The organism is Paraburkholderia sp. A1RI-2L, from assembly GCF_048957375.1.
In the GTDB taxonomy this organism is placed as follows: domain Bacteria; phylum Pseudomonadota; class Gammaproteobacteria; order Burkholderiales; family Burkholderiaceae; genus Paraburkholderia.
Genome location: NZ_JARBTA010000001.1, coordinates 2,481,742 through 2,504,264, shown reverse-complemented (window position 1 = coordinate 2,504,264; position 22,523 = coordinate 2,481,742). Strand labels below are relative to the sequence as shown.

Here is a 22,523-nt window from a genome sequence, read left to right as displayed (position 1 = left end):
ACGAAATCACCGGTGCGGAGTATCGGAATGAAAGTGGCCGTTCTCGGCGCCGGAGCGTGGGGCACCGCGCTGGCAGGGCACCTGGCCCAGGCGCATGACACGGTGTTGTGGGCGCGCGATGCCGCGCTCGTCAATGCAATGCGCCAGACGCATGAGAACGCCCGCTATCTCGCGGGCATCTCGCTGCCAAAGAAACTCCACTACGAAACGGATCTGGCCGCCGCGCTCGACCATGCGTCAGGCGAGGCGGATCTGGTCGTGCTCGGCACGCCCGTGGCGGGTCTGCGCGACATGCTGCGCGCCATGCGCGGCATGAACCGCGTGCCCGCGCACTTCGTGTGGCTGTGCAAGGGCTTCGAGGCCGATTCGCAGCTCATGCCGCATCAGGTCGTGGCGGCCGAACTGCCCGGGCACCCGAGCAACGGCGTGCTTTCGGGGCCGAGCTTCGCGCGCGAGGTGGGCGAGGGCCTGCCGGTCGCGCTAACGGTCGCGAGCGCGTCGGCCGCCTGCCGCGAGCGTACGCTCGCTGCCTTCCATCATCGCGCGATGCGCATCTATACCGGCGACGACGTCGTGGGCGTGGAAGTGGGCGGCGCGGTCAAGAACGTGCTCGCAATTGCGACCGGCATCTCCGACGGCCTCGGCCTCGGCCTGAATGCGCGCGCCGCGCTCATCACGCGCGGTCTCGCGGAGATGACGCGCCTTGGCGTGACGCTCGGCGGGCGCGCCGAGACCTTCAACGGCCTCACGGGCCTCGGCGACCTCATCCTCACCGCGACGGGCGACCTCTCGCGCAACCGCACTGTGGGCAAGCAGCTTGCGAGCGGCCGCACGCTCGACGACATCCTCGGCGCGCTCGGCCATGTGGCCGAAGGCGTGCGCTGCGCGCGCGCCGTGCTTGCCCTCGCGCGCGCGCACAATATCGAAATGCCGATTACCGAGGCGGTATGCGCCGTGCTGTTCGATGGCGTGGCTGCGCGCGATGCCGTGAGTGCACTGCTCAGGCGCGACGCGAAGGCGGAGTAGGGCGCGATTTCTTCCGGCTCCCGGCGTCGCGCTCAGGCTTTAGCCGCCGGCCTCAACGCGAATCGCTGTGCCTGGAACCGGAGGACCGTCATGCTCACCATTGGAAATTGCCGTATCGAAGCGCAAGTCGTCGACATCACTACGCTGCATGTCGACGCCATCGTGAACGCCGCGAACACGTCGCTGCTGGGCGGCGGCGGCGTGGATGGCGCGATCCATCGCGCAGCCGGGCCGCAGTTGCTGCGCGAATGCGAGACGCTGAACGGCTGCTCGACCGGCGACGCAAAGATCACCGCCGGCTACCGGCTCCCCGCGAAACATGTGATTCACACGGTCGGGCCCGTCTGGAACGGCGGCGCGCGCGACGAGGCGTCGTTGCTCGCGTCGTGCTATCGGCGCTCACTCGAATGCGCGCGTGCAGCAGATGTGAAGAGCATTGCGTTTCCGGCGATCAGTTGCGGCATTTATCGCTTTCCGCCCGACGAGGCCGTGAAGATCGCGGTGCAGACCGTGGTCGACGTGCTCAGTGCCGAGCGCTCGTTCGAGCGAGCCGTATTCGCGTGCTTCGACGAAGCGATGCACGCACGTTACGTGCGCGAGTTGAGTTTGCGCTGAATGCGCACTGAGCGTGCGCGCTTCGCTCATCCTTCATTCCCCACCTTCGAAGCCTGACTGACGCCATGCTTCGAACGCGACCACGGCCACGGTGTTCGACAGATTCAGGCTGCGGTTGCCAGGCCGCATCGGCAGGCGCACGCGCTGCTCGGGCGCGAAACGTTCGAGCAGCGCGTCGGGCAACCCGCGCGTTTCCGCGCCGAACACGAACCAGTCGCCCGGCAAGAATGCGTGATCGTGAAAGCGCCCCGAGCCGCGCGTCGTGAACGCGAACATGCGCGATGGGTCGGGCGTTTCGGCGGCAATGAAGGCATCCCAGTTGCGGTGCACGTGCATTTGCGCGTATTCGTGATAGTCGAGGCCGGCGCGGCGCATTTTCGCGTCGTCGAGCGGGAAGCCGAGCGGCTCGATCAGATGCAGCCGCGCGCCGGTGTTCGCGCACAGGCGGATCACGTTGCCGGTGTTCGGTGGAATTTCCGGTTCGACGAGAACGACATTGAACATGGCGATGGGAGTCTGAAAAAAACGATAAAAACGAAAAACGGCGAAAAGGCGAGGTTCAGTCCTTCGGCGTGCGCAGCGCGACGAAATTCGTCACGCGGCGCGCGCCCGCTGCCTTGAGCGTATGCGCGAGCGCATCGAGTGTTGCGCCCGAGGTCATCACGTCGTCGACCACGCCTACATGCAGGCCGCTCAAGCCATGGTCCGCGCGCGTGAGCGCGAACGCACGGCCCACGTTGCGGCGGCGGGTTTCGCGGTCGAGCTTCGATTGCGCCGCCGTGTGCAGCGTGCGGCGCACCAGGGTAACGTCGGCGCGCGTGCCGAGCGCGCGGGCGAGCGGTCGCGCGATCTCCCATGCCTGGTTGTAGCCGCGCTCGATCAGACGTTCGCGCGAGAGCGGCACCGGCATGATGAGACCAGGTGCGTCGCCGGTATCGAGCGCGTCGACGGCCGCGTGTGCGAGACGCCGCGCGAATTCTTCTCCGAGCGCGAGCCGCGCGCGAAACTTCAGGCCGAGCGCGAGCGCATCGAGCGGGGCGCGATAGTCCGCGAGCGCCAGCGTGGCGTCGAACGCGGGCGGTGATTTCACGCAAGCGTCACACCGGTAGCGCTCGCCGGCCCGCGCGTGCCGCGTTGCGCGACGCATGCCCGAAAGCGGCAGCGCGCAAACGGTGCAGCGCAGACGCGCCTCATTCCAGTACGCCGCATCGCAAGCCGCGCACAGCACGGCGCGCGTGCTGCTGTGCATGCCGTTGGATGCCCTGGACGTGTAGCGCGACAAATTGCCGCATAATGGACACAGATTGGGCAGCACGAACCCGGTAAGCCGCGGCCAGTGCGTTCGCGCGCTGAGCCGCACGCGCGCCAAGGCGCGTCGCAAAGCCTGCGCTTTCGCTCCGGTTTTTTCCGCAGTACAAGCACGCCGCAATGCGGGCGATTGGCTTGACGCCGAAGCGGGTGACGGTGCGTGCTGCTGCGGCATGGATGGACGGCCCGGACCAGGTTCGAGACTCGCGACTGAAGGAATGAGAGTGAGCGAGTATACTTCGCAGACTTCGCCAATACGACCGACATGTCTCCGTCTCACCCCAGACCCGGCCGTCCGGCCTACGAATCGCGATATCTTCGACGGATATTCGACCGCCGTGCGGCGACGTTCGACGAGGTTGCGTTCTTGCCGCGCGAAATCGCCGGACGCATGCGCGAGCGCCTCGAATACATCAAGGTGAATCCCGCGAGCGTGCTCGACATGGGCTGCGGACCCGGCGACGACCTTCCCCATCTGCGCGAGCGCTTTCCCGAAGCACCCGTATTCGGCACCGACCTCTCTTTCGCGATGCTCGAGCGCGCCCGTGCGCATGACGCCGGCGACACGAGCTGGCGGCGTTTTCTTCCCGCTTCGATTGGCCGTGCGCTCGGCGCGCGCGGTCCGCGTTTCGCGCAGGCCGACTTTGCCGAGTTGCCGTTTGCGCGTGAAGCGTTCGAGCTGCTCTGGTCGAATCTCGCCTTGCATTGGCACCCACGTCCCGATCTCGTGTTCGGCGAATGGCAGCGCGTGCTCAAGGTGAACGGCCTGCTCATGTTCAGCACGCTCGGCCCAGACACGCTCAAGGAATTGCGCGGCGCCTGGGCCGAAGTCGAAGCCGCGCATGGCGTGCCCACGCGGCCTCACGTGATCGATTTCGTCGACATGCACGATCTCGGCGACATGCTCGTCGAGAACGGCTTCGAGATTCCGGTGATGGACCAGGAGACGCTTACTGTCACGTACAAGACGCCGGAGAAGCTGCTCGCCGATGTGCGCCGCTGGGGCGCTTATCCGTTTAACCGCGTATTCTCGCGCGAAGGCCATGAGCGTCATGAAAGCGACCACGCCGAAGGGCTCGCCTCGCGGCGTCTCAATCGCTCGCTCGCGGACGCGCTGGAGGCACGCCGTTTGAAGGATGGACCTAACGCAGGTACGATTGCGCTCACCTTCGAAATAATCTATGGGCACGCGTGGAAGGCTGTGCCTCGCACGACAGCGGAAGGTCACGGTATCGTACGCATAGAAGATATTGGACGTGGTCCGACCAGGAATCGCTAACGTGATAAGGGGGGCTTTCGTTATGCCTGAAATTAGCGCCCGAAAAGCCCTCGAAAAATTATCGAAAAACCGCTGAAAGCCCCGTCGGTATTGGGTTTGCGGCAGATTGCGGCTTGCTTGTGGGTGCTCGGGATCGCGCCTATAATGCGTCGGTTGCTGCATCGATTGCCGCCCTAAATCTTACGCAGCAAGTCCAGATCTCCCGCAGTTGTGTAAGGCAGCAAGCGGCGATAGTCTGCGAGTGTTGCAGTGGGGGAGGCGAGCAATGCAGACGTCTGATCTGCTGGCGAGTCCGGAGCCGGTCCTGAAGGACTGGATCATGAAGCGCAACTGCTCGGTTTCGCCCAGGCAATTCGTATTGTTCTATGTATCGCTGGCGCTAGTTTCCATCGCGATCGCCGTTCTGTTGTTGATCCGTGGCGCCTGGCTGGTATTGCCGTTTACAGGCATCGATCTGTTGGTAGCGGGTGGCGCGTTTTTGGTGTATGCGCGCCATGCTGTCGATTACGAACGTATCAGGCTTTATCCGAACCGGCTGGTGATCGAGCAGATGAGCGCCGAAGCGCTCACGCAGTTCGAATTCAATCCCCGCTGGGTCCGGGTCGAACCGGGCGCGACCCCACGCGATCCGGTACGTCTCGTGTCCCGCGGCCAGGCGGTCGCAGTCGGTTTGCATTTGCCGCAGTATCGGCGTGCGCAGTTCGCGCGGGAACTGCGCATGTGGCTCGCGCGCGCCGCTTGAATGCGCAAACGCGTGGCAGGGTGGGGTTCATTCAGCGTGCGAGTCTTTAAATGACGCGCACCCAGGGCGTGACCTGGTTGCAGAACCTTCCTGCGGGGTCGAGGGTTTGAATGGAATTTATGGGTAAGGAAGCTATGAAAACAATCAAGCGAGCCCTACAGGGCGTGCTGGCGTGCAGCGGACTCCTCGTCGCCGGCTCGGCACTCGCTGTCGGAGACAGTCCGGGCGGCCCCGCCGTCAATGAGATCAATTTCCAGCCGCCCGTCACGCGCATCGCAGAAGAGCTTTATAACCTGCACATGATGATGCTGCTGTTGTGCGCCGTGATTTTTATCGGTGTATTCGGCGTCATGTTCTATTCGATGTACGCACACCGTAAATCGAAGGGCCATAAAGCTTCGCATTTTCACGAGAGCACGACCGTTGAAATCATCTGGACGATCGTGCCGTTCGTGATCGTCGTGCTGATGGCACTGCCGGCCACCAAGGCTGTCGTCGCCATGAAGGACACGACCAACGCCGACGTCACCGTCAAAGTCACCGGCTACCAGTGGAAGTGGGGCTACGACTACGTGAAGGGCCCGGGCGAGGGCATCAGCTTCATTTCGACGCTCACGACGCCGCGCTCGCAAGTGAACGGCCTGGCGCCGATCAGCGACACGTATCTGCAGGAAGTCGATAACCCGCTCGTCGTGCCGGTCAACAAGAAGATCCGCATCATCACGACCGCCAACGACGTTGTGCACTCGTGGTACGTGCCCGCGTTCGGCGTGAAGCAGGATGCCATTCCGGGCTTCGTGCGCGACACCTGGTTCAAGGCGGAGAAGGTGGGCACCTATCGCGGCTTCTGTACCGAACTGTGCGGCAAGGAACACGCGTTCATGCCGGTCGTGGTCGAGGTGTTGTCCGACGAGGACTATGCAAAGTGGGTGGATACGCAAAAGGCGAAGATGGCTGCCGCCAGCGACGATCCCAACAAGACCTACACGATGGCCGAGCTCAAGGAGCGGGGCGAGAAGGTCTACGCAGCGAACTGCGCGGCCTGCCACCAGGCTAACGGCAAGGGCGCGGGCGCGTTCCCGGCGCTCGACGGCAGCAAGATCGCCAACGGCCCGATCGCCGGCCACGTGAACATCGTCCTGCACGGCAAGGCTGCGATGCCGTCGTGGGCGCCCACGCTGAACGATGTCGAGATCGCCTCGGTGATCACGTTCGAGCGCAACGCATGGGGCAACCACATGGGCGACATGCTGCAACCGCGCCAGGTCGCCGATGCACGCAACGGCAAGATGCCCGAAGGCGGCGCGCAAGCGGCGGCGGAAGCTGCGCCGGCAGCGCAAGCCAGCGGCGCGGAACAGGCGGGCGCGGCAAGCGGCGCCGAGCAGGCTTCGGGCGCAGCGCAGAGCAACGCAGCGGCGCTCCCGGCCAGCATCTATTTCGAAGTCGGCAAGAGCACGCTGCCGGCCGACGCGAAAGACGCAATCCAGGCTGCGGCCGACTATGCGAAGGCGCATCCGGACGCGAAGTTCACGCTCTCGGGTTTCACCGACGCGAGCGGCAAGGCAGACACCAACGCGGAACTCGCCAAGCATCGCGCGCAGGCTGTGCGCGATGCGCTGAAAGCGGCGGGCATCGCCGAGGATCACATCATCCTCAAGAAGCCGGAGACGGTTACCGGCGGCGCCGACGCGAAAGAAGCACGGCGCGTGGAAATCAGCCCGGCAGCCTGAGCGGGGGCTGATCGGCGCCGGCGTGCGAAAAGAAGGATAGAGGCGCGCACCGGGCCGTGAAAAGAACAGTCAGTCGCATAGGCCAACACAGTAGTAAGAGACGCAAAGCAATTCGCTTCAGGAGAGAGTCATGTCTAGCATCGGACACGATGTAGCGGGCCACGGTCATGTGCACGGGGACCACGCCCACGAGACGCCCCACGGGTGGCGACGCTGGCTGTTCGCCACGAACCACAAGGACATCGGAACGCTGTATCTGCTTTTTTCGTTCGTGATGTTCCTGTCGGGCGGTGTGATGGCTCTGGCCATCCGTGCCGAGCTGTTCGAGCCGGGCCTGCAGATCATGCGCCCCGAGTTCTTCAATCAGCTCACCACCATGCACGGCCTCATCATGGTGTTCGGCGCGATCATGCCGGCATTCGTGGGCTTCGCGAACTGGATGGTGCCGCTGCAGATCGGCGCATCGGACATGGCGTTCGCGCGCATGAACAACTTCAGCTTCTGGCTGCTGCCGGCCGCCGCCGTGCTGCTCGTGGGTTCGTTCTTCACGCCGGGCGGCGCGACCGCCGCGGGCTGGACGCTCTATGCGCCGCTTTCCACGCAGATGGGCCCGGGCATGGACTTCGCGATCTTCGCGGTGCACATCATGGGCGCGTCGTCGATCATGGGCGGCATCAACATCGTCGTGACGATCCTGAACATGCGCGCACCGGGCATGACGCTCATGAAGATGCCGATGTTCGCGTGGACCTGGCTGATCACCGCGTACCTGCTGATCGCCGTGATGCCGGTGCTCGCAGGCGCGATCACGATGCTGCTGTTCGACCGTCACTTCGGCACGAGCTTCTTCAATGCGGCAGGCGGCGGCGACCCGGTCATGTACCAGCACATCTTCTGGTTCTTCGGCCACCCCGAGGTCTACATCATGATCTTGCCGGCGTTCGGGATCGTGTCGCAGGTGATTCCGGCGTTCTCGCGCAAGCCGCTGTTCGGCTATAGCTCGATGGTGTACGCCACGGCGTCGATCGCGATTCTCTCGTTCATGGTCTGGGCGCACCACATGTTCGCGACCGGCATGCCGGTCACGGGCCAGCTGTTCTTCATGTACGCGACCATGCTGATCGCGGTCCCGACGGGCGTGAAGGTGTTCAACTGGGTGGCGACGATGTGGCGCGGCGCGCTGTCGTTCGAAACGCCGATGCTGTTCGCCGTGGGCTTCCTGATCGTGTTCACGTTCGGCGGCCTCTCGGGTCTGATGCTCGCCATGGCGCCGCTCGACATCCAGTATCACGGAACCTATTTCGTCGTTGCGCACTTCCATTACGTGCTGGTGGCGGGGTCGCTGTTCGCGCTGTTCTCGGGGTGGTACTACTGGGCGCCGAAGTGGACCGGCTGGATGTACAACGAGATGCGCGGCAAGATCCACTTCTGGTGCTCGCTGATCTTCTTTAACCTCGCGTTCCTGCCGATGCACTTCGTCGGCCTCGCCGGGATGCCGCGTCGCTACGCCGACTATCCGGCCCAGTTCACCGACTGGAACCAGGTCATCACGATTGGTGCGTTCGGCTTCGGCCTCTCGCAGGTGTACTTCCTGTTCTTCGTGGCGCTGCCGGCATACCGTGGTGGCGGCGAGCTGGAAAAGGCCTCGGACAAGCCCTGGGATGGCGCGACCGGCCTCGAGTGGACCGTGCCGAGCCCGGCCCCGTTCCACACCTTCGAAAATCCGCCGACGGTCGAGTAAGCCATCGGTCCTGGGCGTCCGGCCGCCGTGCGCGGCCGGACGCGAGACATCCCGCAGCAACTGCGCAACACAAGCATGACCCGGAATCCACAAAAAAGACGTACACCCGAACAGATCCGCTCGGGCAACCTGCGGCTCGGCCTGATTTTGCTGGCTGTCGTCGGCGTCTTTTTTCTGGGTGTCGTTCTGAACCAGGTGTATTTCGGCGCTCATTGAGGCCAGCAGCAAGAGGCGCTTCGCATCGCGTTGAGCGCCGGTGTACGTACGAGGAAGTTCGATGTCCACGCCGAAGTTTTCAGATCGCACTGGCAGTGATCGCGGGTTCAACCGCTCGATGCTCATCAAGCTCGTGGTGATCGCGTTCCTGATGTTTGGTTTCGGTTTTGCGCTCATCCCGATGTACCGCGCGATTTGCCAGATCACCGGCATCAACAATCTCGTGCAGCGTGACGTCACCGCGCGCGAGGCGCGCAACACGCAGGTCGACATGACGCGCACGATCTCGGTGGAGTTCGATGCGAACGCGCGCGGGCTGCTGGGTTTCAAGCCGGAACAGACGAGCCTCGAGGTGCACCCGGGCGAAGTCATGACGGTGATGTACGACATTTCGAACAACGAAGGGCGCACGATCGACGCGCAGGCGATTCCGAGCTACGCGCCGAAGCAGGCGACGGAATACTTTCGCAAGATCGAGTGCTTCTGCTTCACGCAGCAGACCCTGAAGGCGAACGAGACGAAGCGCATGCCGGTGGTGTTCGTGATCGATCCGAAACTGCCGAAGGACGTGAAGACGATCACGCTGTCGTACACGTTCTTCGAACTGAACAAGCCCGCAGTGCCGCAGCCGCCGAAGCAGTCGGCTGGCGCATGAGATGAGCGAGGCGTGAGCCCACCGGGACGACGCGCATGAACGGCAACGATAGAAAGGAAGAACGCGGCGGCGCCAGCCAGGAGGCCGGCGCGGCAAAGCAGAAGAAGAGCGGCTTGCTGCAACTGGCGAAAGCCGTGGGGTGGTCGTTCTTCGGCATACGCAGGCGCGCCGACCTCGAATCGGACGCGGCTCAACTGCACCCGCTGGCGCTGATTGCAGCGGGGATCATCGGCGCGGCAATCTTTATCGTCGTGTTGCTGTTGATCGTGCACGCGGTGGTGGGCCAGGCGTAGCGCGGGGCAGCATGCGGAACGCATGCGCTCGCGCCTGAAGGCGAAAACGAATAACGAAGACAGACCGCCGGCAACAACAGTCGGCAAAAGCCGGCACTGTCCGGAGCAACTGGAAATTGGAGAATCAGGCATGAGCGGCCAAAACGATAGCCCGTACTACTTCGTACCGCACCCGTCGCGGCATCCGATCAGCGCGTCCATTGGTCTTCTGATCATGCTTGCGTCGCTGGCGTCGTGGATCAACGGCGAGTCGTGGGGGCCGATCGGCGTGGCCGCCGGTTTGCTGTGGGTGCTCTTCACGCTGTGGCACTGGTTCGGCGACGCTATCGCCGAGTCGGAAGGCGGCATGTATGGCAAGCGTGTCGACAAGTCGTATCGATGGAGCATGAGCTGGTTCATCTTCTCCGAAGTGATGTTCTTCGGCGCGTTCTTCGGTGCGCTCTTCTACGCGCGCCAGATTGCCCTGCATCAGCTCGGCAGCCTCGACTACAAGCTGATCTGGCCGGACTTCACGGCGGTGTGGCCGAACAATGGCCCGGCGGCGCTCGTCTCGCACTTCCGTTCGATGACGCCGTGGCCGGTGCCGACCATCAACACGGCGCTGCTGCTCTCCTCGGGCGCGACGCTCACGGTGGCTCACCACGCACTGCGCGACGACCACCGCAACAAGACCATTGCGTGGCTCGGGGCAACGATCGTCCTGGGCCTGTGCTTCCTGTGCCTGCAGGTTTTCGAGTATGTCCACGCGTACAACGAACTGAATCTCACGCTTGCCTCGGGCATCTACGGTTCGACGTTCTTCCTGCTCACGGGCTTCCACGGCTTTCACGTGTTCCTCGGCGGCACGATGCTTGCGGTGGTGCTGGTCCGCTTGATTCGCGGCCACTTCACAGCTGAACACCACTTCGCATTCGAGGGCGCCGCATGGTACTGGCACTTCGTGGACGTAGTCTGGCTCGGCCTCTACGTCGTCGTGTACTGGCTGTAACGCGCACGCTGCGGGCGTAATAAAACAAGGCGCCGCCCCGACACTGTCGGCGCGGCGCCTTGGCTTTTGCAGAACCGGATGATGCGGAAGGTCGCGCGATGGCGGGGCGAGGCGTGGGCGCGGCGGTGAGCCGATGGCTGAACTCAGCGGCCGTACGGAATTCCGGTGGACTGGATCCAGCCCATCCAGTGCGCGAAGAGAATGAAGAGGAAAAGCGAGATGGACAGACCGACGCGCGTCGCGAGCGACCACACCATTCGCTTGCTGCGGCCGCGGTCGTGCATCATGAAGTAAAGCGCCGAGATCATGCTCGCGATGATCAGCACGAACGCAATGGGGACAAGTATGTGCATGAAGTTCACTGAAGTTGGCATGCCTGAAAACGCCTGTCTCATTATCGCACCGTGTCCCCGGGGGCAGGGTTCGGCCATTCGAATGCAGTGCATTGGATGTGCCCGATGAAGATCCGTCTCATTCCCGCGCTGCTCATCCTGACAGTGATGGCCGTGACCATCCGGCTCGGCTTCTGGCAACGCGACCGCGCCCATCAGAAGGAAGCGCTGCAGGCGCAGATCACGCGTTATGAGAATGCGAACCCTCAGAGCGTGGGCGCCGAGCCGATTCCGCTGACGGACATCGAGTTTCATCGGGTGCGCGCAAAGGGCACGTTCATGCCCGAGCGCGTGGTGTATCTCGACAATCGTCCGTATAACGACCAGCCAGGCTTTTACGTGGTGATGCCGCTTAAACTGGAGGGCGGTGGCTACGTGCTCGTGAATCGCGGTTGGCTCCCGCGCAACATCCAGGATCGCGAGCAGATCGCGCCTTATCTGACCCCAAGGGAGCCGGTCGAAGTGGTGGGCATTGCGCGCGCCGATGCCTCGCGTGCCTTCGAACTAGGGGCGGGCGGCTCTGCAGCGCAAAAGAAGATACGGCAGAATCTCGGCGTCGCCTCCTATGCGGCGGAAACTGGACTGCCGTTGCAGCCCTTCGTGATCCAGCAGACGGACGCTGTGCCGGCCTTGAAGGACGGCCTCGTGCGCGACTGGCCTGTGCCGGCTACCGATGTCGAACGCAACTACGGTTACATGCTCCAGTGGTGGGGCATGGCGGCCGCAGCGCTCGGATTCGGCCTTTACGCGGCTCGCCGGGCTGCGACAAAAGAGCGCATTAAGGGGCATGGCACGGAGTCGGCTCACGGCACGAAGGACGCCTGATGATTAGCCGGGCGACGATTCGCCGGGCGACGAATGGCTGCTGCAGCATCGCAGCGCATGAATAACTGGAAGCGACAGAAACGAGGTTCAAGCAGTGTCGACGCATTCTCCCGATTCATCCCAGGTTTCGCGCAACGCATCGCCGCCAAAGGGCGCTCCGCCAAAGGGCGCTCCGCCAAAGGGCGCATTGCCGAATGGGGCTCAAAAGAAAGGCTCGTGGCAGCGCGGCCGCTGGATGCTGCTGCTGATCGCGCTGATCTGCGGCGCGCCCATCGCGATCTCGTATTTCACCTACTACGTGATCAAGCCGAAGGGCGGCTCGACGAGCTACGGCACGCTGATCGAGCCGCAACGCACGATTCCGTCCGCGCTGATGGTGACAGGCGACGATGGCCGCGAAGTGCCGCTCGACTCGCTGAAGGGCCATTGGCTGATGATTTCGGTGGACGGCGGCGCGTGCGGGCAGGCCTGCGCGCAGAAGCTCTACTTCATGCGCCAGGTGCGGGCGACGCAAGGCGCGGAGCGCGAGCGCGTCGTCACGGTCTGGCTGCGCACGGACGACGCGCCGGTGCCGGCTGTGGTGAAGACCGCCTATCCGGACACGCGCATGTTGCGCGCCGACTCGGCCTCGGTGGCTGCTTGGCTGCCGGCGACCGACAAGACGAAAGACACCGATCACATCTATCTGGTCGACCCGAACGGCAACCTGATGATGCGTTTCCCGGAGCAGCCGGATCCGTCCAGGATCAAACAGGACGTGACCAAACTACTGAAGTGGTCGCGTATCGGTTAAGGTGCGCAGCGCGAGTCTGACAGAGAAGAGTACGAAAGATGTTTATCCTTGAGCTGGGCCTGATTGGTCTGTGCATCGCGTTGTTGCCGCTGTCGTGGGTCTGGGTGAAGGCCGACGACGACAAGTTCCGCAAGCTCGTGTGGCTCACGACCTTCATGACGCTCGACCTCGTGATGTTCGGTGGCTTCACGCGCCTCACCGATTCGGGTCTCGGCTGTCCTGACTGGCCCGGCTGCTATGGCACCTCGTCGCCGTTCATCGCGCATGCGCAGATCGCGGCCGCGCACCTCGCCATGCCCAGTGGCCCCGTGAGCATGACCAAGGCGTGGATCGAGATGATCCACCGCTACTTCGCGATGGCCATCGGCGTCCTCATCATCGCCCAGACGGCGATCGCCTGGCGCGCGCGCATCAAACGCCTGCCGCTGCATGTGTCGCCGTGGTGGCCCACGGCGCTGCTCGGCCTGATCGTCGTGCAAGGCGCGTTCGGCGCCTGGACCGTGACGATGAAACTGCAACCCATCATCGTCACTACGCACCTCTTGCTCGGTCTCATGCTGCTTGGCGCGCTCGCGTGGCTCGCCGCGCGCATGACGCCGCTGCCCGCGTACGAGCCCGACGCTGCGCGCTGGCGCGTGGCCGCGCTGGTGGCGCTCGTACTGCTCGTCGTGCAAATCGCGCTGGGCGGCTGGGTGAGCACGAACTACGCGGTGCTCGCGTGCACGGACTTTCCGACCTGTAACGGCGCATGGATCCCGCCGATGGACTTCCATCATGGCTTCCATCTCTGGCGTGCGCTCGGCATGGACGGCAACGGCGACGTGATCACTCAGGACGCGCTCGTGGCGATCCATTGGACGCATCGCACCTTCGCGTTCATCGTGGTCGCTTATCTGGTATGGTTCGCCCTCAAGTTGCGGCGTTACGCTTCGCTGCGACGCCCCGCTAACTGGATCATGATCGTGATCGCGATCCAGTTTCTGACCGGGCTATCCAACATCGTGCTGCAGTGGCCGCTGCCCGTGGCAGTGGCGCACAACGGTGGCGCGGCGATCCTGCTGCTTCTGGTCGTCGTGCTAAACTTTCGAATTGCTTGTAGCCGCCCCGGCCGCGCCGTTCTCCCTGCGCGCGACACCGCTGCGGTGTGACCCCGCCCTATGGAAAGTACAACCTTCTCTCAGACGCCCGGTAGCCGGATTTCGCAGTATCTTGCGCTCACGAAGCCCCGCGTCACTCAATTGGCCGTGTTCTGCGCGATCATTGGCATGTTCCTCGCCGTTCCGGGCATGGTGCCCTGGAAACAGCTGGTCGGGGGCACCGTCGGGATCTGGCTGACGGCGGGCGCGGCCTTCGCGATCAACTGTCTGGTCGAGCAGAAGGTGGACGCCCGCATGCGGCGCACCTCCTGGCGTCCTTCGGCGCGAGGCGAGATCACCAGTGCGCAGATCCTGATGTTCTCCGCGGCGATCGGCGGCCTTGGCATGTGGGTGCTGTACACGTTCGCCAATCCGCTCACCATGTGGCTCACGGTCGCGACCTTCATCGGCTACGCGATCATCTACACGCTGCTGCTCAAGCCCGCCACGCCGCAGAACATCGTGATCGGCGGCGCCTCGGGCGCGATGCCGCCGGCGCTCGGCTGGGCAGCTGTCACGGGCCACGTGCCCGCCGACGCCTGGATTCTCGTGCTCATCATCTTCGTGTGGACGCCGCCGCATTTCTGGGCACTCGCGCTCTACCGCCGCAAGGACTACGAAAACGCCGGCCTGCCGATGCTGCCCAACACGCACGGCGAGAAGTACACGCGCCTGCATATCCTGCTCTACACCTTGATCCTGTTCGCGGTCACGTTGATGCCCTATATCTCGGGCATGAGCGGCGTGCTGTACCTGGCTGCGGCGGTTTTGCTCGGTGCAGTGTTCCTCGCCTACGCGTGGAAAATCTATGTCGAGTATTCGGACGCACTCGCCCGCAAGACTTTCCGCTATTCGATCGTTTACCTCTCGGTGCTGTTCGCCGCGCTGCTCGTCGACCACTACGTGCGCGCCTTCATCGGGATGTAACGACATGATCCATTCAACGTTCGCGCGCGCAGCGCGTGCCGCGCGTGTCACGCTTGTTGCGCTCGCTGCGGCAGGCGCGCTCGGCGGCACGTTGCTGCTCGAAGGCTGCGGCCAGCAGCCGCCATCGTTCTCGAACCTCGACATCACCGGCAACACGCAGTTCGGCAAGGACTTCTCGCTGCCAGACTCGAGCGGCAAGATGCGCTCGCTCGCGGACTTCAAGGGCAAGGTGGTCGTGCTGTTCTTCGGCTACACGCATTGCCCGGACGTATGCCCGACCACCATGGCCGAGCTGTCCCAGGCCCTCCAGCAACTCGGGCCCGATGCCGCGAAGCGCGTGCAGGTGCTGTTCGTGAGCGTCGATCCCGAACGTGACAGCGCCGCGATCCTGGGCCAGTACGTAAGCGCGTTCAATCCCACCTTCATCGCGCTGCGCCCGGCCAACGAAGAGCAGCTCAAGCAGATCACCAAGGACTTCCGCGTCTACTACGCGAAGGTGCCCGGCAATACGCCCGACGGCTACACGATGGATCACACCGCCGCGAGCTACGTGTTCGACACCACCGGCAAGCTGCGGCTGTTCGCGCGCGATGGCCAGGGCGTCACGCCCTGGCTGCACGATCTGAAGATCCTGCTAGACGCCAACGACTGAGGCCGTCCGGCCTCCGATACCCTCGGTTCGCCCAATGCGCCGGCGTCGTCCGGCGCCGTGGAATATTCGTATGCGAATTCTTTATTTCGCGCGACCGGGGCCATATGAGACCATTCACGTCCACCCGGCCGAGGGCACACAATGCCTCTGCAGCTGGGACAGGAAGGAACAAACACGCAACCAGCGGGAACATCATCGCCATGCAGCGCAGAAATCTGATTAAAGCTCTCCTCGCCGGCTTCGCCGCCGCCACCACGCTCACGGCCAGCTTCGGCGCCCACGCCGACGACAAGGTTATCAAGGTCGGGACCGTCTCCGGTCCGGACGCCCAGGTCTGGGCCGTGGTCCAGAAGGTCGCCAGGCGCGAAGGCCTGAACGTGAAGGTCATCGAATTCAACGACTACGTGCAGCCGAACGCGGCGCTCGACTCGGGCGACCTCGACGCCAACAGCTTCCAGACCGGACCGTACCTCGACGGCCAGGTCAAGCAGCGCGGTTATAAGCTCGTGAGCGTGGGCCTCACGTACATTTCGCCGATCGGCGTGTACTCGAAGAAGCTCAAGTCGCTGAACGAGCTGCCGCAAGGTGCGAAGGTCGCGGTGCCGAACGATCCGTCGAACGAGAACCGCGCGCTGCTGCTCCTGCAGAACAAGGGCGTGATCAAGCTGCGCGCTGGCGCGGGCACGAACGGCAACAACGCGACGCCGCTCGACGTTGCCGAGAACCCGAAGAAGGTGAAGCTCGTCGAGCTGGACGCCGCGCAGCTGCCGCGCGCGCTCGGCGACGTGGACGCCGCCGTCATCAACACGAACTACGCGCTGGCCGCCGGCCTGCAGCCGACCAAGGACGCCATCGCGCTGGAAGACACACACAGCCCGTACGCGAACCTGATCGCCGTGCGCGCCCAGGACAAGGACAAGCCGTGGGTGAAGAAGCTGGTCGCAGCGTATCAGTCGGAAGACGTGCGCCAGTTCATCAAGAGCGAGTTCAAGGGTTCGATGATCCCGTCGTTCTGAGCGATGCGGAACCCTCACGCTGTGTTTAAGCCGCCGCGCTGGTGATCCAGCAAACGTAAAAGCCGCTTCCTGGAAGCGGCTTTTTTTGCGTCCGCATTTTCGGCAGGGCGCTTACCCAACAGTCTTGGCACCCGCTAACCGTCTGGTAGCGAAATAGCCCTCCGGCCTCTTAAAGAGAGCCCACAGGTATCTTTCCAGGGAAAATCCCGATCCCCCGCGCCGACGCCTGTCTCATCATAAATAAACAATAACTATTTGATTATTATGTAATTTTATTCAATATGCGTACGGCCGCCACACCTGTTGACTGGTATTATTGTGGTTATATAATGGGCTCAAATTTGCACCGGGCCGATGCCATGAAGACAATGTCGAAAGTGCCAGATGGCCTGCCCGGATGCCCCACGATCTGTCCAACCGCTGGCCGGAGTTCCATGGAAACCCGTTGGTCTGCCCTGATGCCCGATGCGCGCAACATCACGCCGCTTTATCTGCAGCTGGCGCGCAATCTTGCGACGGCCATTCATTGCGGCGTGTGGTCGGCGGGCGAGGCGCTGCCGTCGGAGCGCACGCTCTCGGATGCCATTGGCGTTTCGCGCATCACGGCGCGCAAGGCCATCGAGCTGCTGGTCGAGCAGGGGCTGATCCGGCGCGCACGCGGCGCGGGCAGCTTCATTACGCCGCGCGTGGAAGATCCGCTTTCGCGCTTGACTGGTTTCACGAAGAAGATGGAGCAGCGCGGCTTCACGCCCGATTCGGTATGGCTGGAGCGCGAGGTGCGTGCTGCTCACCGCGAGGAGATCGTGCAGCTCGGGCTTTCGCCCGGCGCCTCCGTTGCAAGCCTGCGCCGCTTGCGCCGCGCGGATGGCATCGTGATGGCCGTCGAGCATTCGGCGCTGCCAGCGTCCATCGTGCCGGACCCAGGCGCAATCGACGGCTCGCTCTATGCGTATCTCGAAGGGCGCGGCGTGCCGGTCGTGCGCGCGCTCCAGCACTTTCGCGCGGTCAACGCGACGGACGAAATCGCCAGGCTGATGGATGTAGAGCCGCGTGCGGCGCTGCTCGTGATCACGCGCGTGGGCTTTTCGCGCGATCAGCATGCCATCGAGCTCACCGACACTTATTGCCGGGACGGTTTTTACGACTTCGTCGCGGAGCTCAGGCAATGAATGCAGTAGCGACAGCAACTCACGGGAACGCAACGCCGCGCCACGAATCTCTCATGCACGTCATCGTCACGACTCACCGCGCACCCCAATTTGTCGTGCGCAAAATCGGAAAAATCTCATGCTGAGCGGAAACATTCTTACCCCTGAAGGTTGGATCAACGGCACGCTCACGTTCGAAAACGGACGCATCACGTCGATCGAGGGCGAGGCCGCCGATCCGGCGAAGAACGACGCGCCTTACCTCCTGCCAGGCTTCATCGACCTGCACGTGCATGGCGGCGGCGGCGCCGACGTCATGGAAGCGGGCGACGCCATCGAAACCATCGCGCGCACGCACGCGCGCTACGGCACGACGAGCCTGCTCGCCACCACCATGACCGCGCCGCGCGACGAGTTGATGAGCGTGGTGTCGAGCCTTGGCGACGTGGCGCGGCAGCGCACGCCGGGCGGCGCGCGCGTGCTGGGCGTGCATCTGGAAGGGCCGTACATCAATCCGGGCAAGCTGGGCGCACAGCCCGACGCGGCAGTGTCCGCCGTGCTCGACGAAGTGCTCAAGTATCTGTCGATCGCGCCGATCCGCGTGGTGACCGTGGCGCCGGAAATCGCGGGCCATATCGAGATCATCGGCGAGATGGCCGCGCGCGGCGTGCGTGTGCAGCTCGGCCACTCGCTCGCGACCTACGACGACGCCGTGGCCGCGCTCAAGCACGGCGCGCGCGGCTTCACGCATCTCTTCAATGCGATGTCGCCGTTGCATCACCGCAATCCGGGTCTGGTCGGCGCGGCGCTCGCGCACGCGGAGTACGCGGAGATCATCCCCGACCTGCTGCACGTGCACCCGGGCGCGATCCGCGCGGCGCTGCGCGCAATTCCGCGCCTTTACGTGGTGACCGACAGCACCTCGGCAACCGGCATGCCCGATGGCGAATACCGCCTTGGCAGCCAGCACGTGACCAAGTGCCTCGGCGGCGTGCGTCTTGCCGATGGCACGCTGGCCGGCAGCACCCTCACCATGGACCAGGCCTTGCGCAATCTCGTATCGATTGGCCTGCCGATTGCAGATGTTTCCGCGCGCCTGTCGCGCTATGCGGCCGACTATCTCGGCATCGAAGACCGTGGCCGCCTCGCGCGCGGCGCATGGGCCGATGTCAATGTATTCGACCGTGAACTGACGCTTACCGCGACCTACGTCGAAGGAGAATCGATTGTCGAATATGCTTAAAGAAGCGCTGGCCTCGGCTGGCGTAGTCGCCGCGCAACTCGCGGACACCTCGCGCGTCGAGGCGCTCGCCCGCGCGCTCGATGCCGAGCCGCGCCAGGTTGCGCTCACGGTTGCGCGCGGCAGCTCGGACCACGCAGCGAGCTATTTCGCTGCGCTCACCATGAGCCGCATCGGTGTGCCGGTGGCCTCGATTCCCATGTCGATCGCCACGCTGCAACAAGCGCCATTACGCGTAAAGGGCCAGTTTGCCTTAGCTTTCTCCCAATCAGGAAGGAGTCCTGATCTGGTCGCGACGATGCGCGCGCTCCACGACGCGGGCGCGCTCACGGCGGCGATGGTCAACGTGGCCGGCTCGCCGCTCGCGGATGCCGCGGGCGCGGAACTGCCCTTGCTCGCGGGCCCGGAGCTGAGCGTCGCCGCGACCAAGAGCTATATCGCGATGCTCGCGATGTCGGCGCAACTCGTGGCGTTCTGGCAGCGCGACGCCGCGCTGCTCGACGCCGTGCGCGCGCTGCCCGAGGCGCTCGATCGCGCGGGCGCGCTCGACTGGTCGAAGGCCGTGGACGAACTGCGCGACGTCTCGCAGATGATCGTGATCGGCCGCGGCCCGGCGCTTGCCATCGCGCAGGAAGCGGCGCTCAAGCTCAAGGAGACCTCGAGCATCCAGGCCGAAGCGTTCTCGAGCGCCGAGGTGCGCCACGGCCCGATGGAGCTCATCGACCACGACTATCCGCTGCTGGTGTTCGCACCGCGTGGACCGGAGCAGGCGGGGCTCGTGCAGTTCGCGCGCGACATGCAACAGCGCGGCGCGCGCGTGCTGCTCGCGGCGCCCGCCGAAGTGCAGCACGCCACGCTGCCGCTCGTCACGACGGCTGACCCGGCGCTCGATCCGATCGCCGCCATTCTTTCGTTCTACGTAATGGCGGCGAGCCTCGCCGCCGCGCGCGGCCGCAACCCGGACGAACCGCGCTACCTGAACAAAGTCACCGAAACCCACTAGATTGGAATGCTGATGGAACGCACCCAGGAGTCTCGCCTGATGAAGCCGGAAAATTCCGCCGCGGGCCGTATCGAACTGATCGCGCCGTTGAGCGGCCCAGTCGTGCCGCTCGCCTCGGTGCCCGATCCGGTTTTCTCGGAAGGCCTGTTCGGCGACGGCATCGGCATCGATCCGCTTGCCGGCCGGCTCGTCTCGCCGTGCGACGGCACGATCATGCACCTTGCGCGCACCGGCCATGCCGTCACGCTGCAGACCGCCGAGGGTGCGCAGGTGCTCGTGCATATCGGCATCGACACGGTCGAGCTGAACGGCAAGGGCTTTACGCCGAAGGTCGAGCAGGGCGCCCTGGTGCGTCGCGGCGATCTGCTGATCGAATTCGATCTCGACGTCGTGGCGTGCAACGCGCCTAGCCTCGTCTCCGTCATAGCCGTGGCGAACTCCGATGCGTTCGAAGTGATCGAGCGCGCGGGCGTTGCCGGGCATGTCGAGGCCGGCAAGACGCCGCTGCTCGTGCTGCGCGCGCGCGACGGCGCGGTGGCCGCGGCCAGTGTTGCGGAGGTCGTGACGAATGAAGTGCGCCGCAGCGTGACGCTTACGCATGCAGGCGGCCTCCATGCGCGGCCCGCGGCGCGTGCGCGTGAAGCGGTGCGCGGGATCGAGGCGCGCGTGGAAGTGCGCTACGGCGAGCGCAAGGCGGCCATCGAAAGCGTGGTGGGCCTGCTCGGGCTGGGCGCGGGCGAGGGCTCGACCATCGAACTGGTCGGCATGGGCCGCGAGGCGCAGAAGGCCGTCGATGCCGTCGCCAGCGAACTCCTGCGCGAAGCGCCGGGCGAAGGCGGCGAAGCGCCCGCGCGGCAATTGTCGCCGGCGCCGGCCGCCGCCGTGGCGAGCGCCGCCAGTGCCGCGGGTGCGGCCGGCGCCGCACGGCAGGCCGCGCGCGGCGCGCCGGGCACGCTGGCTGGCGTGTGCGCGGCGCCGGGCGTGGCCGTCGGCAAGCTGGTGCGCTGGGACGACGCCGAACTCGTTCCCGCCGAGCTCGCAAGCGGCCCGTCGGCCGCTGAAAGCCGACTGCTCGACAAGGCCGTTGCGTCCGTCGACGCCGAGTTGGACACTTCCGTGCGCGGAGCCTCGCAGCGCGGCGCGATCAGCGAAGCGGGCATCTTCCAGATGCACCGCGTGCTGCTCGAAGATCCGACGCTCATCGACGCCGCGCGCGACCTCATCAGCCTCGGCAAGAGCGCTGGCTTCGCGTGGCGCGAAGCGATCCGCGCGCAGATCGCGGTGCTCGGCAAGGTGGACGACCCGCTGCTCGCGGAACGTGCCGCCGATCTACGCGATCTCGAAAAGCGCGTGCTGCGGGCGCTCGCAAACGCGAGTGGCGCAGGCAACGCGCAGGGTGGGGCACAACGCGAGCTGCCTGAAGAAGCCGTGCTCGCGGCCGACGAGTTCACGCCTTCCGATCTCGCCTCGCTCGACCGCAAGCGCGTCACCGCGCTCGTGATGGCGCGCGGCGGTGCGACCTCGCATGCAGCGATCATCGCGCGCCAGGCCGGCATCCCGGCGCTCGTCGCGCTCGGCGACGCGCTGCACAAGATCGAAGAAGGCACGACGGTCGTGGTGGACGCGGGCGCCGGCAGCCTGGCCTTCGCACCGAGCACGCAGGACGTCGAACGCGCCCGTGCCGAGAAGCAGCGCCTCGCGGGCGTGCGTGAAGCGAACCGGCGCACCTCGCATGAGGCCGCGGCCACGCGCGACGGCCATGCGGTCGAAGTCGCCGCGAATATCGCGACGCTCGATGACGCACGCACCGCCGTCGACAACGGCGCGGACTCCGTGGGCCTGCTGCGCACCGAACTCATGTTCATCCATCGCCAGGCCGCGCCCACGGTGGACGAGCATCGCGAGGGCTACCAGGCGATCGCCGACGCGCTGGGTGGACGCACGGCCATCATCCGCACGCTCGACGTGGGCGCGGACAAGGAAGTCGACTATCTGACCCTGCCGCCGGAGCCGAACCCCGCGCTGGGCCTGCGCGGCATCCGCCTCGCGCAGGTGCGCCCCGACCTGCTCGACGACCAGTTGCGCGGCCTGCTCGCGGTCGAACCCTTGGGCGCCGTGCGCATCCTGCTGCCGATGGTCACCGACATGGGCGAGCTCGTGCGCCTGCGCGAGCGCATCGACACGTTCGCTCGCGAAGCGGGCCGCACTGGCCGCATCGAAGTGGGCGTGATGATCGAGGTGCCCTCGGCCGCGCTGCTGGCCGACCAGCTCGCGCGTCACGCCGATTTCCTCTCGATCGGCACCAACGACCTCACGCAGTACACGCTCGCCATGGACCGCTGCCAGCCCGATCTGGCGGCGCAGGCCGACGGCCTGCATCCGGCCGTGCTGCGCCTCGTCTCCGTGGCGGTGGAGGGCGCGAGCAAGCATGGCAAATGGGTCGGCGTATGCGGCGCGCTGGCGGGCGACCCGCTTGCGGTGCCGCTGCTCGTCGGTCTTGGCGTGACCGAGCTGTCGGTCGATCCGGTGTCCGTGCCGTCGATCAAGGCGCGCGTGCGCAAGCTCGACTACGGCCAGTGCCGTGCGCGTGCATTCGAGGTGCTCGCGCTGGAGTCGGCGCAGGCGGTGCGCGCGGCAAGCCGCACACACTGGCCGCTCGACTGATTTCCCGGGTGGCTGAGCAATCAGCCACTTCATTTACCCGGTAGCGGGCACTTTTAACCGTTCGATTTCCTGAATAAAACCCGCCGGCGGGCGCAGCGATCGCGCGCCGGTTTATCTCACCTCGTTTTCTTCAC

At 64.9% G+C, this 22,523-nt stretch carries 23 protein-coding genes; 20 read left to right on the top strand and 3 right to left on the bottom strand.

Annotation, left to right across the window (positions count from 1 at the left end; all coding sequences use genetic code 11):
- Positions 1 to 27: 27 nt before the first annotated feature.
- On the top strand, positions 28 to 1,026 hold the full coding sequence (locus PWP93_RS11435; RefSeq protein ID WP_421044556.1) for an NAD(P)H-dependent glycerol-3-phosphate dehydrogenase: 999 nt from the start codon (positions 28 to 30) through the stop codon (positions 1,024 to 1,026).
- A 90-nt stretch (positions 1,027 to 1,116) separates the two neighbouring features.
- Positions 1,117 to 1,641 carry an O-acetyl-ADP-ribose deacetylase gene (locus tag PWP93_RS11430; RefSeq protein ID WP_421044555.1) on the top strand — a complete coding sequence of 175 codons (525 nt, stop codon included), beginning with the start codon at positions 1,117 to 1,119 and terminating at the stop codon, positions 1,639 to 1,641.
- Positions 1,642 to 1,674: 33 nt separating this feature from the next.
- Here the strand turns inward: PWP93_RS11430 and trmL are convergent, their stop codons facing one another.
- The gene (gene trmL, locus PWP93_RS11425) at positions 1,675 to 2,145 is read right to left on the bottom strand and encodes a tRNA (uridine(34)/cytosine(34)/5-carboxymethylaminomethyluridine(34)-2'-O)-methyltransferase TrmL (RefSeq protein WP_421044554.1); all 471 of its coding nucleotides are present in this window, start codon (positions 2,143 to 2,145) and stop codon (positions 1,675 to 1,677) included.
- Positions 2,146 to 2,200: 55 nt separating this feature from the next.
- Positions 2,201 to 3,010 carry a ComF family protein gene (locus PWP93_RS11420; RefSeq protein WP_421045070.1) on the bottom strand — a complete coding sequence of 270 codons (810 nt, stop codon included), beginning with the start codon at positions 3,008 to 3,010 and terminating at the stop codon, positions 2,201 to 2,203.
- Positions 3,011 to 3,214: 204 nt separating this feature from the next.
- On the opposite strand from PWP93_RS11420, the gene PWP93_RS11415 reads away from it, so the two are divergent.
- The 8 genes from PWP93_RS11415 (at position 3,215) to PWP93_RS11380 (ending at position 10,593) form a co-directional block, all read left to right on the top strand.
- The gene (locus tag PWP93_RS11415; protein ID WP_421022888.1) at positions 3,215 to 4,228 is read left to right on the top strand and encodes a methyltransferase domain-containing protein; all 1,014 of its coding nucleotides are present in this window, start codon (positions 3,215 to 3,217) and stop codon (positions 4,226 to 4,228) included.
- A 265-nt stretch (positions 4,229 to 4,493) separates the two neighbouring features.
- A complete protein-coding gene (locus PWP93_RS11410; protein ID WP_421022889.1) occupies positions 4,494 to 4,970 on the top strand; it encodes a DUF2244 domain-containing protein in 477 nt (158 codons plus the stop codon).
- Positions 4,971 to 5,080: 110 nt separating this feature from the next.
- Complete coding sequence (coxB, locus tag PWP93_RS11405) at positions 5,081 to 6,700, top strand: cytochrome c oxidase subunit II (protein ID WP_421044553.1); 1,620 nt, start codon at positions 5,081 to 5,083, stop codon at positions 6,698 to 6,700.
- A 130-nt stretch (positions 6,701 to 6,830) separates the two neighbouring features.
- Positions 6,831 to 8,441: a cytochrome c oxidase subunit I gene (gene ctaD, locus PWP93_RS11400; RefSeq protein ID WP_421022891.1), complete on the top strand. Its 1,611-nt coding sequence runs from the start codon at positions 6,831 to 6,833 to the stop codon at positions 8,439 to 8,441.
- Between the two features lie 75 nt (positions 8,442 to 8,516).
- Positions 8,517 to 8,657 carry a cytochrome oxidase small assembly protein gene (locus PWP93_RS11395; RefSeq protein WP_421044552.1) on the top strand — a complete coding sequence of 47 codons (141 nt, stop codon included), beginning with the start codon at positions 8,517 to 8,519 and terminating at the stop codon, positions 8,655 to 8,657.
- A 61-nt stretch (positions 8,658 to 8,718) separates the two neighbouring features.
- Positions 8,719 to 9,312, top strand: a complete 594-nt coding sequence (locus PWP93_RS11390; RefSeq protein WP_421022892.1) for a cytochrome c oxidase assembly protein — start codon at positions 8,719 to 8,721, stop codon at positions 9,310 to 9,312.
- A gap of 35 nt (positions 9,313 to 9,347) precedes the next feature.
- Positions 9,348 to 9,605: a DUF2970 domain-containing protein gene (locus PWP93_RS11385; RefSeq protein WP_421022893.1), complete on the top strand. Its 258-nt coding sequence runs from the start codon at positions 9,348 to 9,350 to the stop codon at positions 9,603 to 9,605.
- A gap of 130 nt (positions 9,606 to 9,735) precedes the next feature.
- Complete coding sequence (locus PWP93_RS11380; RefSeq protein WP_421022894.1) at positions 9,736 to 10,593, top strand: cytochrome c oxidase subunit 3; 858 nt, start codon at positions 9,736 to 9,738, stop codon at positions 10,591 to 10,593.
- A 143-nt stretch (positions 10,594 to 10,736) separates the two neighbouring features.
- Here PWP93_RS11380 and PWP93_RS11375 read toward each other — a convergent pair whose 3' ends face one another.
- Positions 10,737 to 10,946, bottom strand: a complete 210-nt coding sequence (locus tag PWP93_RS11375) for a twin transmembrane helix small protein (RefSeq protein ID WP_035524088.1) — start codon at positions 10,944 to 10,946, stop codon at positions 10,737 to 10,739.
- 105 nt (positions 10,947 to 11,051) lie between these two features.
- Between PWP93_RS11375 and PWP93_RS11370 the strand changes: the two genes are divergently transcribed.
- From PWP93_RS11370 to ptsP, 10 genes are all read left to right on the top strand, one after another.
- On the top strand, positions 11,052 to 11,810 hold the full coding sequence (locus PWP93_RS11370; RefSeq protein WP_421044551.1) for an SURF1 family protein: 759 nt from the start codon (positions 11,052 to 11,054) through the stop codon (positions 11,808 to 11,810).
- Positions 11,811 to 12,045: 235 nt separating this feature from the next.
- A complete protein-coding gene (locus tag PWP93_RS11365) occupies positions 12,046 to 12,603 on the top strand; it encodes an SCO family protein (RefSeq protein WP_421044550.1) in 558 nt (185 codons plus the stop codon).
- Between the two features lie 38 nt (positions 12,604 to 12,641).
- Positions 12,642 to 13,751 carry a COX15/CtaA family protein gene (locus tag PWP93_RS11360; protein ID WP_421044549.1) on the top strand — a complete coding sequence of 370 codons (1,110 nt, stop codon included), beginning with the start codon at positions 12,642 to 12,644 and terminating at the stop codon, positions 13,749 to 13,751.
- Between the two features lie 9 nt (positions 13,752 to 13,760).
- Positions 13,761 to 14,666: a heme o synthase gene (cyoE, locus tag PWP93_RS11355; protein WP_421022898.1), complete on the top strand. Its 906-nt coding sequence runs from the start codon at positions 13,761 to 13,763 to the stop codon at positions 14,664 to 14,666.
- 4 nt (positions 14,667 to 14,670) lie between these two features.
- Entirely contained in the window at positions 14,671 to 15,318 is a 648-nt protein-coding gene (locus tag PWP93_RS11350; protein ID WP_421044548.1) for an SCO family protein, read from the top strand.
- Between the two features lie 200 nt (positions 15,319 to 15,518).
- Positions 15,519 to 16,334 (top strand): MetQ/NlpA family ABC transporter substrate-binding protein, encoded by an 816-nt coding sequence (locus PWP93_RS11345; RefSeq protein WP_421044547.1) that lies wholly within the window; start codon positions 15,519 to 15,521, stop codon positions 16,332 to 16,334.
- Positions 16,335 to 16,768: 434 nt separating this feature from the next.
- A complete protein-coding gene (locus tag PWP93_RS11340; protein ID WP_421044546.1) occupies positions 16,769 to 17,503 on the top strand; it encodes a GntR family transcriptional regulator in 735 nt (244 codons plus the stop codon).
- Between the two features lie 118 nt (positions 17,504 to 17,621).
- Positions 17,622 to 18,725, top strand: coding sequence for an N-acetylglucosamine-6-phosphate deacetylase (nagA, locus tag PWP93_RS11335; RefSeq protein ID WP_421022902.1), 1,104 nt, complete (start codon positions 17,622 to 17,624; stop codon positions 18,723 to 18,725).
- Entirely contained in the window at positions 18,718 to 19,725 is a 1,008-nt protein-coding gene (locus PWP93_RS11330; protein ID WP_421045069.1) for an SIS domain-containing protein, read from the top strand. The genes nagA and PWP93_RS11330 overlap by 8 nt, the downstream gene beginning before the upstream one ends.
- Positions 19,726 to 19,737: 12 nt before the next feature.
- The gene (gene ptsP, locus PWP93_RS11325) at positions 19,738 to 22,389 is read left to right on the top strand and encodes a phosphoenolpyruvate--protein phosphotransferase (protein WP_421044545.1); all 2,652 of its coding nucleotides are present in this window, start codon (positions 19,738 to 19,740) and stop codon (positions 22,387 to 22,389) included.
- Positions 22,390 to 22,523 lie beyond the last annotated feature (134 nt).